The organism is Clostridium aceticum (genome assembly GCF_001042715.1).
Lineage (GTDB): Bacteria > Bacillota > Clostridia > Peptostreptococcales > Natronincolaceae > Andreesenella > Andreesenella acetica.
Map to the genome: position 1 here is coordinate 3,228,166 of NZ_CP009687.1, position 13,772 is coordinate 3,241,937.

General features: G+C 33.8%; 15 protein-coding genes. 2 read left to right on the top strand and 13 right to left on the bottom strand.

What is annotated here, in order from left to right:
- A complete protein-coding gene (locus tag CACET_RS14840; protein ID WP_044824476.1) occupies positions 1 to 189 on the bottom strand; it encodes a hypothetical protein in 189 nt (62 codons plus the stop codon).
- A 343-nt stretch (positions 190 to 532) separates the two neighbouring features.
- Between CACET_RS14840 and CACET_RS14845 the strand changes: the two genes are divergently transcribed.
- Entirely contained in the window at positions 533 to 745 is a 213-nt protein-coding gene (locus CACET_RS14845) for a hypothetical protein (RefSeq protein WP_044824475.1), read from the top strand.
- A gap of 100 nt (positions 746 to 845) precedes the next feature.
- Here the strand turns inward: CACET_RS14845 and CACET_RS14850 are convergent, their stop codons facing one another.
- The 3 genes from CACET_RS14850 to CACET_RS14860 all read right to left on the bottom strand — a co-directional run bounded on the left by CACET_RS14850 (position 846) and on the right by CACET_RS14860 (position 3,736).
- On the bottom strand, positions 846 to 1,733 hold the full coding sequence (locus tag CACET_RS14850; protein ID WP_144414791.1) for a DUF6612 family protein: 888 nt from the start codon (positions 1,731 to 1,733) through the stop codon (positions 846 to 848).
- A gap of 211 nt (positions 1,734 to 1,944) precedes the next feature.
- A complete protein-coding gene (locus CACET_RS14855; protein WP_044824473.1) occupies positions 1,945 to 2,712 on the bottom strand; it encodes a MerR family transcriptional regulator in 768 nt (255 codons plus the stop codon).
- Between the two features lie 163 nt (positions 2,713 to 2,875).
- A complete protein-coding gene (locus CACET_RS14860) occupies positions 2,876 to 3,736 on the bottom strand; it encodes a metallophosphoesterase (RefSeq protein ID WP_044824472.1) in 861 nt (286 codons plus the stop codon).
- A 440-nt stretch (positions 3,737 to 4,176) separates the two neighbouring features.
- Between CACET_RS14860 and CACET_RS14865 the strand changes: the two genes are divergently transcribed.
- Positions 4,177 to 4,761 carry a helix-turn-helix domain-containing protein gene (locus CACET_RS14865; protein WP_044824471.1) on the top strand — a complete coding sequence of 195 codons (585 nt, stop codon included), beginning with the start codon at positions 4,177 to 4,179 and terminating at the stop codon, positions 4,759 to 4,761.
- A gap of 163 nt (positions 4,762 to 4,924) precedes the next feature.
- Here CACET_RS14865 and CACET_RS14870 read toward each other — a convergent pair whose 3' ends face one another.
- From CACET_RS14870 to CACET_RS14910, 9 genes are all read right to left on the bottom strand, one after another.
- Positions 4,925 to 5,797 (bottom strand): AraC family transcriptional regulator, encoded by an 873-nt coding sequence (locus tag CACET_RS14870; protein ID WP_044824470.1) that lies wholly within the window; start codon positions 5,795 to 5,797, stop codon positions 4,925 to 4,927.
- A 217-nt stretch (positions 5,798 to 6,014) separates the two neighbouring features.
- A complete protein-coding gene (gene rsgA / locus CACET_RS14875) occupies positions 6,015 to 7,097 on the bottom strand; it encodes a ribosome small subunit-dependent GTPase A (RefSeq protein ID WP_044824469.1) in 1,083 nt (360 codons plus the stop codon).
- A 234-nt stretch (positions 7,098 to 7,331) separates the two neighbouring features.
- On the bottom strand, positions 7,332 to 8,600 hold the full coding sequence (locus CACET_RS14880; protein ID WP_044824468.1) for an ABC transporter permease subunit: 1,269 nt from the start codon (positions 8,598 to 8,600) through the stop codon (positions 7,332 to 7,334).
- A complete protein-coding gene (locus CACET_RS14885; RefSeq protein WP_044824467.1) occupies positions 8,600 to 9,850 on the bottom strand; it encodes an ABC transporter permease in 1,251 nt (416 codons plus the stop codon). The genes CACET_RS14880 and CACET_RS14885 overlap by 1 nt, the downstream gene beginning before the upstream one ends.
- A complete protein-coding gene (locus CACET_RS14890) occupies positions 9,851 to 10,717 on the bottom strand; it encodes an ABC transporter ATP-binding protein (protein ID WP_044824466.1) in 867 nt (288 codons plus the stop codon).
- Positions 10,708 to 11,460 (bottom strand): hypothetical protein, encoded by a 753-nt coding sequence (locus CACET_RS14895; RefSeq protein ID WP_044824465.1) that lies wholly within the window; start codon positions 11,458 to 11,460, stop codon positions 10,708 to 10,710. The genes CACET_RS14890 and CACET_RS14895 overlap by 10 nt, the downstream gene beginning before the upstream one ends.
- Complete coding sequence (locus CACET_RS14900) at positions 11,450 to 12,061, bottom strand: sigma-70 family RNA polymerase sigma factor (RefSeq protein WP_082058168.1); 612 nt, start codon at positions 12,059 to 12,061, stop codon at positions 11,450 to 11,452. The genes CACET_RS14895 and CACET_RS14900 overlap by 11 nt, the downstream gene beginning before the upstream one ends.
- Before the next feature lie 279 nt (positions 12,062 to 12,340).
- Positions 12,341 to 12,850 (bottom strand): N-acetyltransferase, encoded by a 510-nt coding sequence (locus CACET_RS14905; RefSeq protein WP_341410552.1) that lies wholly within the window; start codon positions 12,848 to 12,850, stop codon positions 12,341 to 12,343.
- A 40-nt stretch (positions 12,851 to 12,890) separates the two neighbouring features.
- The gene (locus tag CACET_RS14910) at positions 12,891 to 13,709 is read right to left on the bottom strand and encodes an ion transporter (RefSeq protein WP_201774932.1); all 819 of its coding nucleotides are present in this window, start codon (positions 13,707 to 13,709) and stop codon (positions 12,891 to 12,893) included.
- Positions 13,710 to 13,772 lie beyond the last annotated feature (63 nt).

The following is a 13,772-nucleotide window of genomic DNA, read 5'->3' on the forward strand; positions in this document are numbered from 1 at the left end:
TCATTTCCAAGTCTTCTTTATATTTTTAGCTTTATCTTCCAAAAGCTTATATACATCTGAAATATCTTCTTCTTTATCTGGGTCTATCCCAATAATAACCTTCCAGTTATTTTCTTTGCAAATTCCTAAAATTTCATCTGCTCTTTCTTGAGATTGAACCCTTGCGACTGCTGGTTTTAGATTTATCATGACGCTGCATCTCCTTTATCTTATAATTATATTTCCCTACAAGCTGACAATTATAAAATTAGAACACCTTCTACATACCTTGAAACCTCAACACTAGATTTGCCTTTTATATAGGTTTACTGCTGATTGCATATGTATTTTGTGGTGTCTAATGTGCTTTAACGTGAATTTATTATTCATTTATGTAAGTAGCATTGTTGTAAAAAACTTTTTATGATATGCTTTTTTATAATTTGGTAAATTTTATACAATTTTTTAGACTTTAAAGGGAGGAAGGTTTAATGAAAAAATAAAATGGGAAAAAGTACTATCATTTATAATGATCTTTGGGATGGTATTATCCATGACTATGATACCCACCTACTCACATTCTAAAACAGTGCAGGAACTTGCTAATGAGACCGTACAACATATAGTTGGTATGACAGAAGGAGTCAAGAGAAAGTTCATTGAAGACTACATAAAACAGCACTATAATCCTCATAACCATAAGACAGATGAAGAAATCACAGCCATCGCCGAAGAAATGTCTGCTGGAACACAGCTAAAAGGGTAGCTATATACATAGCTACCCTCTTGGCAAATCACACTGGTTATACTCAAAAACCACTTTTTATTTAGTCTTTATAATATCATAATATCCTCGTTTTTTAAGCCTAAATATTATTTTCTAAAAACTCCTCTACGGTTATTGCATCTTTTGCCTCATCTGGAACCTCAATTTCATCAATAGCTCCAAAATTCCTATAAGAGAGTTCTGATTTATGTACTCTTATATCAACATACTCACCAATATCTGTGGTAAGCTCATATTTAAAATAGACTTTTGTAGGAAGATAAGTCTCTTTATCAATCCAAATTTTATACCTTGCTTCAGAAACCTGGCTGTTATCACCAACTATCTTCTTAACTTTTCTTATAAATTCATCCTCATCATTCTCAAGAGATAGTATGTAATGTTGCTCATCTGTTTCTAAAACAGCTTCTTTAGCTAAATCATTTCCTAGCAGGTTTAGGAAATACATTGGATTGATTTGCTTGTTTATACTCTCAAGATTCTCCCAATCTATATCTCTAAGATCCGCAACATTCCAAACACCCCAGTGTGAGAAATATGAGTATTGTTTTCCTTCCAATACATATATTTTTAATTCTATATTGTCACTATCTAAGTCTAAGGCTGGTGACTCGACTGCATCCTGCTGTTGGAGTACACTCGTTTTCATAATCATTTCTAAGGATAAAGGTTTCTGTATTAATCTACCTTTTATATTATCTTCTGTTTCCCATTTTTCAGTGGAGTTTAATTCTTCATCCAAAATAACGTCATCTGAAGGATCTGAAGATAGCGCCCTTTGTATAGACTCTTTTGATACAATCTCATAATCATAAGAATTAGCAGCTTTCACAGCGTCCAAGGACTTATTATAAATATCTGTTGTTTCCACCCCCCCCTTAGTCACATCTGTAGCTGTACACCCTACAAATGAAACTAATATACAAAAACAAATTACAACAAAAAATATTTTTTTTATTAAAAACATCATAGTCAATCTCCTCGCATATTTTTTATATTCAACTAATTTTTTTGTTTTTTCGGCTTTCCATACAACCCTATATACCTAATTATCAAAAATAATTGTAATCACAGTATATCAAAAGTATATCAAAAAATCAAAAAATTGCCAATTTATCTCACCACCTACAGAAGTGGGAGAATTTCTGGCAATTTAAATTGAATTTTCAGCATGTAGCTTACTTTTTTTTGATTCCAGTATAGATATACACTGCGTCTCTTAAAAACTCTGCAGTTCCAGGCTCTTTTTTATCGTAAAATTCTTTAAACCTCTCATCATCTACATACATTTGTACAAGACCTGCATGAGCTTCTTTAGAATAAGTATCCCAGTTAAAAGATATCCATTGTCTATGCAACTCAGCTGCTTCTTGTGCAGACTTTCCTGCTGGATCACCTGTTTTTAGAGCTTGGCTTAATGTTTCATAAAGCTTATTTTCCAGTTGGGCTATTTCTTTGTATTCTTCTTGCGTCATATTTTTTAACTTGTTTTTTGATCTATTTACAGCTTCGTCACCATACTTTTCACGAGTTTCTTTTCCATATTTTTTTTCATTGTCGTCAACAAGCTTATTTTTAAATCCTTCAAATTTTTCTTTATCACTCATCATAATTTTCCTTTCTTTATGTGAAATTGTTTTACTAACATTTGTAATTAATGTCTGTAACTGCTTACTTCTTTCGATCAATTTTTCTTTGTGTTCTTTCAAGGCTTCTATTTCATCAAATTTTGGTGAAGCAATTATTTTTCTTATTTCTATTAAATCTAAATCCAGTTCTTTGTAAAAAAGAATTTGCTGTAATTTATCAACTTCCTTTTCACCATAAATACGGTATCCTGATGAATTAATTCTTGCTGGTTTTAGAATACCAATTTCATCATAATATCTTAATGTCCGTGTACTTATCCCTGCTAACTTAGCTATCTTTTGTATAGTATATTCCATCTCCCCACCTCCTACTAATAACTATATACTTTTACGTAGCGTCAATGTCAACACCTATAATTAAAAAAGAATCACCCCTAAAGGAGCAATTCTGTTATTACCAATAGTCATACTAAAATTTTTTTAGATGTTTTGCCTGTTTTCTCTTATGCACTTTTTATAACTATCTTTCATTGTGTATAGTAACTACGACAATCTCTGGTCTGTTAAATATTCTAACAGGGATTATGCTATTACCAAGTCCTCTACTTACAATCAGTGTTGATTGATTCTTTGTGTATATACCACTTGTATACTTAGGAAACAGTCCTTGATCTGGTGCTACTAATCCTCCAATAAAAGGTATTCTAAATTGCCCTCCATGTGCATGTCCAGAAAAAATGATGTCTATATTTTCATTTGCATATAGATCAAAAAGCTCTGGTCTATGGGAAAGCAAAATTTGAAAAACTGAATCATCTGATAGATGTATGAGCTGCTCTTCTAATTTAGACGAATTGGTTCCATTTATATAGCTAGATGTCAAAAAATCTGGATCTGATAGACCTAATATCTCTATCATTGCCTCCTCTTTTATCAACCTAACTTTACTATCATCAAGTATTTGTACACCACTACTTAATAACTTCTGGCTAATGTTTTTATAATCACCAGACCATGCTTCGTGATTCCCTGAAACATAGTACACAGGAGCAATCTTCATTGCACCATTTATAAATACCATCGCAGTATCAAGGTCATACTTTCTTCTGTCAATTAAGTCTCCTGTGACAACGATTATGTCGGGAGAAACTGCTTGAATCTTCTTTAATAAAGGTTCCTGATTTTTGCCGAATTTTTTATTATGTAAATCTGAAACTTGAACAATAGTATATCCATTAAATTCACTTGGTATCTTAAAGTTACTATAATCAATTTGTGTTGTAATTATATCGTTATTCTGCCATATACAGAATAAGGTTATGATTAAACCAATCATAACTATAGTAAGGGAAATTCTAATTTTCCTATTTCTTATATGCATACTTTTCCTCCTGTAGTATTAAAGTCGCAGCAATATGCGATAGCTTCTACCTTTTCTCGTCTCCTCATTTGTAAGAATTTCTGAAAATAATTCATCTATATAAATCTCATTTCTATGTTCATCTCCAATATCCTGCTTTTTTACATATTTTCCACGAGGGTGCGAATAATGTAGTCTAACTAACTAGCATTGTTTTTTATAAAATTTATATAGAAATTATCATATAGATAAGCAAGTTGAAACTTTAATTTTGATATACACGGTCTACGGTTTCGCCCCAAAACCGTGGGCTGCAAATGTAGCCCTTAGTATATCAAAATTAAGTCCTGATGTTGTTTATCTATAGTTACTGTTTACTTTTTATAAAAACTCTACGAAGCGTTTATTGAAAAATAATCCTCTGAGGATTATGCTAGATATATAGGAAGGAGGAAAAACCTGTGGACTGTAGAAAAGTTGGAGCTTTAATTTTAAATTTAAGAAAAGAAAAAAACATGACCCAGAAAGAAGTTGCTGACAGGTTGAATATTAGCGATAAAACTGTATCAAAATGGGAACGGGGGATGGGTTGTCCTGATGTGACATTACTGGGTGATCTGTCTAATATATTAGGTGTCAATGTTGAAAAAATCTTACTTGGTAGTTTAGAAGAAAAGGAAACGGATGGAGGTAACATGAAACAAATAAAATTTTATGTGTGTAAAAATTGTGGTAATATAATAACCAGTACAAGTGAGACAGAAATCTCCTGTTGCGGTAAGAAGCTTAACTCGTTAGTGATACAACCGCAGGATGAGGATCACAAAATCACTGTAACTGATATTGATAATGAGTATTATGTAACAATAGACCACCCCATGGACAAAACTCATTATGTATCTTTTGTAGCGTTTGTGGGATTTGATCGGATAGTAATGATCAAGCTTTATCCTGAACAAAATGCAGAGTTATATATTCCTAAAATGCAGCGTGGTAAGCTATATGCTTATTGCAGCCAACACGGTTTTTGGGAGAAAAAAATATAATATGAAAGCAACATTCAATCCTATTGATTTGCAAATACGATCTGTGGTCAAATGAATCACCTGGAGATATGGATTTAATAAAGAAAAAAAGAATCACCCCTCAAGAAGTGATTCTGTTGTTGAACAATAGTGCTATTAAGATTTACTTAAATATTTTGGTTGCTTATTTTTTTACAACTGGTATCCATATCTCACTTTTAAAATTTGGATCGGTAAGGTCTTTCTCTTCGTTCCATAAAATCTCCGGACCTTCTGCTATTTCATAGCTTGAAGATGGAAACCACTCAGAATAGATGCGTCCCCAAACGTCCTGAAGGGCATCAGGAAAAGACCCTACTGCTTCAAATACAGCCCATGTTGAGGCAGGAACTTCAAGTTGTGCTAAATTCTCTGGGCATTCCTTAATGGTTGCCACACCTATATAATGATCAAGCTCCCCCTGTTCCTCCATTCGACCTTCAGAAAAATTGGTAGATGCACTAATCATTCCCATAGGTTCTATATTGGAGAGTTCATAAAGCTGCTCTATTGCCTCTTCACTTAAACTTTCCCACATTGCAGCAATCTCTGGGTTAACTCCATGAAAAATTAAAGGTACTCTTTTCATTATACCAACTATACGAAATGCGTCTTTTTCTTCAATTCTATAATTCATTTCACTACCTCCCTTAATTGATAAATGAAAGGTCATTGGTGGATATGCCTTCAAAGAAATGCTTTTGTTTCTAGCTACTGTAGGCGTTACTCCATGCATAGTTTGAAATGCTCGTGTAAAAGCATCTGGAGAATTATATCCATATTGCATTGCAGCATCAATTACCTTTATGGGGCTGTTTTGCAACTGAAATGCAGCTAAGGTAAGTCTTCTGCGACGGATATACTCCGATAGTGTCACCCCTGCAAGAAAAGAAAACATTCTTTGGAAGTGATACTCTGAGCAACAAGCCAACATCGCTACTTTTTTTAAGTCAATCTCACCGGTAAGATTTTCTTCAATATAGTTTAGTGCTTCATTCATTTTCTTTAGCGAATCCATTTCTATGACCTCCCTCTTATCTATAGCATAGCAGAAATGATTTTCTCCTATCCGACATTTCCTGCACAAGTTTGTAGGTATATAAATATCCAACTAAATTTAATGTCTATATGTCAATCTTTTGGCATATAGATCCTTGTCTAAAATAATTATAATAATAAACAAATCCCCTAAACCTATGATTTAGGGGATTTTGTTAAGTTATGGTATCTCCTCTTTAAGACCTTTTTTTATTCTTAGATTTTATAAATTTTCGTGCATTCTTCATTCCGCCCAAGCCCTTAAACATCTCAGCGATCTTTGCATTTTCAATTTGCTTAAAGTTTAATCCTTCGTATTTAGTTTCTTTTTTTAGCTTTAAATAACTTTCCAGCCTATCCTTTGAAAGCAAACCTTGATTTATAGCTTCTTGCACTCCGCAGTTTGGCTCATTAGAGTGAGTACAATCCTTAAACTTGCACCTAGTTGACAGTGCAGTGATATCAGCAAATGTTTTAGATAAGTCAGCACTTTCTAATCCTATTTCTCGCATTCCCGGAGTATCAATAACAACACCCCCGTTTGAAAGAATAAACATCTCTCGTCTAGTAGTAGTATGTCTACCTTTATCATCATTTCTTGTCTCTTTCGTTGCAATAACACTTTCCCCAATAAGCCTATTGATCAAGGTAGATTTCCCTACACCAGATGACCCTATAAACGCAACGGTTTTACCACTATGAATATAATCTCTAACAGACAAATAGCCATCCTCACTTATACTTGAAGTAACAATTACATCTACCCCACAAGCAACCATATCAAGTTCTGCTAACTTTTCAGAAATGTTATCGCATAGATCAGATTTAGTCAATACGATCACTGGACTTGCTCCACTATCCCAAGCAATGCCAAGGTAACGCTCTATTCTACGAAGATTAAAATCATTATTGAGAGACATACAGATAAAAACTGTATCTACATTTGAAGCCACAATCTGTTCATCATTTGCAGTTCCAGCAGCTTTTCTAATAAAAGCACTTTTTCTTGTTAGAACATGATGAATAATTGCATTCCCACTTTCATCATTAACACGATCCATCATAACGAAATCTCCCACAGCAGGGTATTTAGATACAGTTTTTGTATTGAAACGAAACTTTCCAGATACTTCTGCTGTTAATTCTCCACTTTCCGTTACAATCTTATATAGATTTTTATATTGAGAAACCACTCTTCCAATATAAAGTCCTTTGTATAAAGTAGACTCAGTCATAAACCTTTCGCTAAGCCCTACGTTTTTCATATCTATTTTACTCAATTTTTTATCCTCCTAAGTTTTATTAGTAACTTATGGGAGGTTAATACACCAAATTAGTTTGCATCTACCTCCCTATTTTTCACAATCTCTACCATATTATTAATTAACATAAACAAACAACTCCTCTTTTTTATTGATATTACTTTTTATCTCATTCCACTCACCTTAAATTATAACTCTAGTATTTCCTTACTGTCAAAGTTAATTTGATATGGGAAAAATAATTTACTGATTCTAATTTTCTACTTGATGTCTTTTAAAACTAAAATATGCCCCAATGACCATAAATATCGATAGTGTAACAGCAACAAAGGCTGTAGCAAAAGGCAGCATGATCACTTTGTCCAAGATATAAAAGGCATCAAAGGTTTTAAAATGATCTACAGCTACTAAAACATTAGCAGGCATAAACATAATAATTTTTTTTACGATCCCTTCACCAAATATTCCTGCAAGAATTATAGGAAGCAATGTTACAATTCCAGCTGTCACCAGTGAGCTAGCAGATCCCTTAGATCTAGAGGAAATGAACAAAATGGTGGATGTTAAAAATATTAGTCCTAAGAAACTCATACCTGTTACCACTAAATAACTTGTCAGATAGGTGAAGGGATAGGGGCTTGGATTTAGCGCCCAGTTTTGAAGAAAGGATCTAGCACCTTCTGTTCCAAAGAAGGTAAATATCGTACCAATATTGATGAACTGTATCATCATCCATGATAAAATTGATAGTAGAAATGCTGTAATGATTTTTGCTTTAATTACTTTATTTTTACCATGCTTTGTACTTAAAATAAGGGAATCAGTTTTCCTAGCGTACTCTTTAGAAAACAGGGGTGCCAGGATAACAATTAGCAATAGCCCTACTGTATAAGGTAGTACCGTCTTCATAGCATGAAGCCTTGACCACCCCCAGCTATAAGCATAGTACGCCCTATATTCCTTACTTAGATATCCATACATTTCTTCTGCCTTAGTAGCTAAAGCCTCTCCTTTTTCTCCATCATAAACTTCACGGTAATGCGTTGCTTTTTCTTGTCCTATTCTATTTGCCGACTTATAAAAGTTCCCCGCTACTCCAGGTTCCTCCAAACGTTGTAATTCTCGACTATATAAGACCTCTTCTCTAATAAAAAAAATGATGTTTGAGTCAATCATTTCCCTAGATAATCCTCTAGCAAGTAATTCTTCCGTTTTCTCCTTACGTTCTTCCTCACTTATTTGATTAGCTGGATTATACAATATATCATTTTTTATATCTTCTACATTTTGTATCCATTCATCATCAATGAAACCTGTAAACTCTGATTGTTCCTGTCTCAATTGATTTACTCTTTCTCTACTATAGGGGTTAGTTCCATAGCCTGGTTCATCAAAACTTCCTTGAAAAATCATTAATATATTGTAAAGAAAAATAATTGCTAAAACAACAAAAACCACAGGTCTCTTCATACTTTTTCTTATCTCAAATCCAATTAAATCCTTCAAAATGGTCACCTCCATTAATTTTCCACCTGATGTCTCTTAAATCTCCTAAATGCAATTGGTACCATGAGAGCAGATGATAAAATAGCCACCATCGGTACTATCCACTGCATTAATATAATGTTTCCAAAAATATAATAAGCTCTGAAAAAGGTAAAATAATTGGTAGCTATTAATACCCTAACAGGCATAAAAAGCATTGACTCTCCTACAAAGCTACCCACCACGCCACCAGTATTTGGTATAGATATGATAACGGGAAATAATAAAACGATACTACTTATGAGAATTGAAGCAAATGAGCTTTTTGTCTTGGCTGATACTAAAATAATTACACTGGTAAAGCATATTACACCAATTAAGCTCACTACACTTACTGCAATATAGTTTGTTAGTTGTGTAAAGGCAAATGGACTACTGTTAACTAACCAATCCTGCACAAATGTCTCTGCTCCCTGCAGACTAAAGAGCCATGCTATCACCAGTAAATTCATAACCTGTAGCGTTAACCAAAAGCCTATAGCCAATATAAATGAAGCCAATAGCTTTGCATAAATCAATCTACTTTTACCGTACTTAGTAGATAATAAAAGGCTCTCTGTCTTTTGACTATATTCCTTTGAAAATATAGTGGATATTGTCACGATTAGAAACAGACCCACAGTAAAAGGCATCAGACTTTGCATAAAGCTAAGTTTAAGCCAACCTAAGTTATAATTATAATAGGCTATATAATCTTGGGCTAGGTATCCGTACATTGCTTCAGCCTTAGAAGCTAATGCCTCACCTTTCCTTCCCTCAATCACTGTGGAATAAAACCTTCCTTGTATGTCAGCAAATTGTTGGGCATGATCATAAAATTCGCTGGAAGATTCCGCATCTAAAAGTATATTATAGGATAAGCCATTTAATATCTCTGGTTTTAAGAAAGCCGTATTGCTCATTCCATCCACATACTCCTGAGTATACCCCCTTTGTAAATACTCCTGCTGCACCTCAGCCTTCTCTGTTTCGGACATCAGATTATCAGGATTCTCTCTAATTTCCTTCAGTTTTTCTTGTATTAGATTACTCCAACCTTCATTGATTTCACCTGCATATTGAGATTGTTCTACCCTTTGCATTTCAATATCTTGTAGATTTACAATATTACCCTCGCTATTTAATAGTAGGACAATGCCATTTACAGCAAGTATCATTAAGATTAGCATAAGAGATAAAGGCTGAATCAGCATTTTTTTGAGTTCAAACCGGATCATCGTTAACATCTATACTTCTCCCTTGAAATGGTAGAGATACAAATCTTCAAGGCTTGGCAAAACATTTACTGCATTTTCTGAAGGTCGTTCCTCTGATACAATACGGAGTTCCACCATCTCACCGCTATGCTTTAGATTACTCACAATAAACTTACTATTGTAGTTATCCACATCCTTAGGATTAACCTGTAAACTCCACACAAAATCCTTTATAGAATCACATATGCGATCTGTGGTAGCCTGCTGTGAAAGCTGTCCATCCTTCATAATCATAATTCTATCTGCAATGTATTCTACATCAGATACAATATGGGTAGAGAGCAATATAATCTTTCCTGTGGAGTGGTCACTGATGATATTACGAAATTTGGCTCGCTCCTTGGGATCAAGTCCCACTGTAGGCTCATCTAAGATGAGTATTTTAGGATCATTAATTAAAGCTTGAGCAATTCCTAATCTCTGGCGCATACCACCGGAATAAGTTTTAATTTTTTTCTTCCTTACTTCATAAAGTCCCACTATATCCAATAACTCCTTACACCTGTTCTCAGCCACCAACCGTGGCAATCCCTTTAGGGATGAAAAATATATCATAAAGTCCCAAGCAGAAAAGTCAGGATAATATCCGAAGTTTTGTGGTAAATACCCTAATAATTCACGATAAGCTTCATCTAATGTTGTTATATTAACACCATCTAACAATACTTCCCCTGATGTAGGGCGTAATATGTCGCACATCATACGCATTAATGTTGTTTTACCTGAACCATTTGCCCCAAGCAACCCATTAATTCCTTCGGTAAATGTGGCAGAAAAACGATCCACCGCCAATTTGTTTCCATATTGTTTTGTTAATTTATTAATCTTTAGTTCCATTGGATAAATGCCTCCTTTTTTGTTATGTGCTTCATAAAATAATATAGTTCAGCTAGGAAAAAGGCTGTTGTTACCATGAATAACATCATCCACAGGGTTTCGGTTATAGCTGCAAAAAAGCTAAGATCTGTTAATATCCTCATCAAAGCAAACAAACACAGGGAAATGCTTATAGATGTAACAGAGGAACGGATCTTTACAAAATGAAACACCAGTAAATGTATTCCATTTACGATGTTAAAGGGTACTAGGCCATAAATAAGGACTTGAGTAAATGGTATGCGGTATTGGACTGATAAAAAAGTAATCATTATAGTTAACGCCACAAGATTGATACTTCCAATAATAAATAAACGTGCTACTAAAATCTTGGCGATACTATTCTTGCAGGTATTCTCCAACTCAGACATGCCGTAAACCATACTTTTGATTAGTTCTGGTACTGCAAAAAAAGCAAGTATAGGTGTTATGATAAATAATATCCTTTGGATTTCAAAGTGAGGATCAATTAGATTAATAGAAAGCACCATCATCATGATGAGCCCAATAAGCTGCGTCATCCAAAGATAAGGTGAAATATATCTTACTTGGTCTCTCAGTAGTACATGAAATGCTGTTTTAGAAGGTATTATTCCCTCCATAACTTTTTGTCCTGCCAATATAGTTCTAGAAATATCCTCTTCTTTGCCTTGGGGTACGTGATATTGATGAAGCATTGCTTTAAAACCATCTCTATCTTTCAAAGTAATCCTCCTCACTAAACATTTTTTTCAACTTATCCTTTCCTTGCTTCAATCGTGATTTTACTGTAGCTAAGTTTACCCCCGTAACCTTTGCAATATCCTTTGCCTTCATATCATGGTAGTAATAAAGAATAATGGCATCTTTTTGCATATCAGGAAGTGCATCAATTTTTTGCTTAATCCCCTTTGCTTCCTCATTTTGGATGACCCTATCTATAGGTTCAGGTCTGTTATCACTTTTTTGCAGACTATCAACATGTTCATACCTTTGCTGAGGTTTTCTACAATAGTCGTTGCAGGTATTAACAGCTATTGTAAATAAGAAGTTAGTAAATTTTCCTGTAAAGTGATAATTATATATGGCTTTTACCAGCTTTAAAAAAATATCCTGTGTTAAGTCGGCGGCCATCACTTGATTCCCTGTTCTTCTGATACAATAGCTATAAATATTTTGATAATGTTTTCTTACTAAAGTATCAAATGCCTGTTGATCACCTTTTTTTATCCGCCATATTAGTTGATAGTCCTCAATAATGAACGCCTCCTTTCTATTTGTAAATTGTCCTACACTTATATTAACGAGTATAACTAAAAAAAAGATTTAAAATTCATTGTGGAAATAAATGTAATTTATATAGCTCAATATCCTTTGTACGTGGTTACTATGGTAACAAATGAAAGGCATAGAAAAGCACCTACCTTTGATATACTCCCCTCATGATAACAGTTTTTATTATTTTAACTGTCTACAATAAAGGGAGCATATCACTTTTAGTAGATGCTTCTAAAGAATATCTTCATATTTATATAGTACATATCTTCTAGTAACCGGATAATCGCAGATAAACCGCTATCCTTGTAATTTTCGTCTAAAGGCTCTCTATTGATGATCTTTCCAATCCATTACATACTCCAGTTCGTTGGTATTTTCATCAATCTGTTCTTTTGTGATAACAAAATTTTCTCTTAGATAGAATTTAACTGCACGATCATTATTTTTATAAACTTGCAGTGATATCGAGGAGTAGTTTTCTTTAACATGATTAAGTAAAATTTTCCCTATACCTTTAGACTGTTTCTCTATATCAACAAAAATTCCTGCAATATAATTGCCCATCAAACCAACAAACCCTTGAACTTTTTCATTATTTTCATAAATAAATATTGTAGCCTTTGGCAACATCTTCTTAACTACTTCATAATTCCCTTGCCAATAACTTTTGTCAATAAAATCATGAGCCTCAATATTTGATTCAAGCCATATTTTCATAACCTCTGTTAAATCATCCATTTCAAAATTTCTTATCATATTTTCCTCCATATATTCTTTGATAATCTCAGCAGCACTCTTCATAAGTTCAAGACCTAACCAATGGGCTCCTCCATTCATTATACACTGGAAAATAGCTATAACCTATATTCCTTTTATATCATCCTCTAAGTGCAGTGCCGCATTTAGAACAAAACTGATCATCTTCAACATAGTCTCCTGCATGACAGTTTGGACATGTCTTTCCCTTTTCATGATCTTTGGAGGTATGTGCTAGCTCGTGGGAGATGATTCCTGTAGGTACAGCTATAATTCCATAACCGATGATCATTAGTAAACTAGAGACCAGCTTACCTATAGGCGTCTGGGGAGAGATATCCCCATAACCAACGGTGGAAACCGTGACAATTGCCCAGTACATGGACTCAGGGATACTGTTAAATCCATGCTGAGGTCCCTCAATAACATACATCATTGATCCTACTATCACAATAATAAACAGAATTGTAAAAAGAAAGACAGTGATTTTGGGTCTACTAGCCTTTAATGCACGTAATAAATGGCCAGATTCATCCATATAGCGCCCCATCTTTAGAATACTAAACAATCTTAGCAGTCTAAGACTTCGAATTATAGCCCAAAATCGTATTTGGGGTAAACCAAAGCCTAAAAATACTGGTAAAATAGCCAGTAAATCTATCATACCAAAAAAACTAAATATATAAGCACTTTTCTTACTAACAACTAAGATTCTTAATATATATTCTACTGTAAAGATAATAACAAAAAACCAACCTAGGACTGCTATCCACATACCATAAATACTTCTAATAATATCTACGCTTTCAGCAATAATCAAAATACTATTACTAAGAATGGTAATAATCAACATCACATCAAAGGCTTTTCCCGCTAGGGTATCTGTTCCAAATATAATCTCATGTAGCTTGCCTTTTATCTTCTTATGAATAAAGGCCAAGTAATTCACCTTCCCTTTTACATTGGGTTTACAATTTAAAATGTTATTACATATTATACCAAT

Coding starts and splice junctions, on each gene's coding strand:
- CACET_RS14870 (WP_044824470.1), bottom strand. CDS start 5,797: ATGGATTCGCTAAAGAAAATGAATGAAGCACTAAACTATATTGAAGAA.
- CACET_RS14885 (WP_044824467.1), bottom strand. CDS start 9,850: ATGTTAACGATGATCCGGTTTGAACTCAAAAAAATGCTGATTCAGCCT.
- CACET_RS14860 (WP_044824472.1), bottom strand. CDS start 3,736: ATGCATATAAGAAATAGGAAAATTAGAATTTCCCTTACTATAGTTATG.
- CACET_RS14845 (WP_044824475.1), top strand. CDS start 533: ATGACTATGATACCCACCTACTCACATTCTAAAACAGTGCAGGAACTT.
- CACET_RS14905 (WP_341410552.1), bottom strand. CDS start 12,850: ATGAATGGAGGAGCCCATTGGTTAGGTCTTGAACTTATGAAGAGTGCT.
- CACET_RS14890 (WP_044824466.1), bottom strand. CDS start 10,717: ATGGAACTAAAGATTAATAAATTAACAAAACAATATGGAAACAAATTG.
- CACET_RS14850 (WP_144414791.1), bottom strand. CDS start 1,733: ATGTTTTTAATAAAAAAAATATTTTTTGTTGTAATTTGTTTTTGTATA.
- CACET_RS14840 (WP_044824476.1), bottom strand. CDS start 189: ATGATAAATCTAAAACCAGCAGTCGCAAGGGTTCAATCTCAAGAAAGA.
- CACET_RS14855 (WP_044824473.1), bottom strand. CDS start 2,712: ATGGAATATACTATACAAAAGATAGCTAAGTTAGCAGGGATAAGTACA.
- CACET_RS14880 (WP_044824468.1), bottom strand. CDS start 8,600: ATGGAGGTGACCATTTTGAAGGATTTAATTGGATTTGAGATAAGAAAA.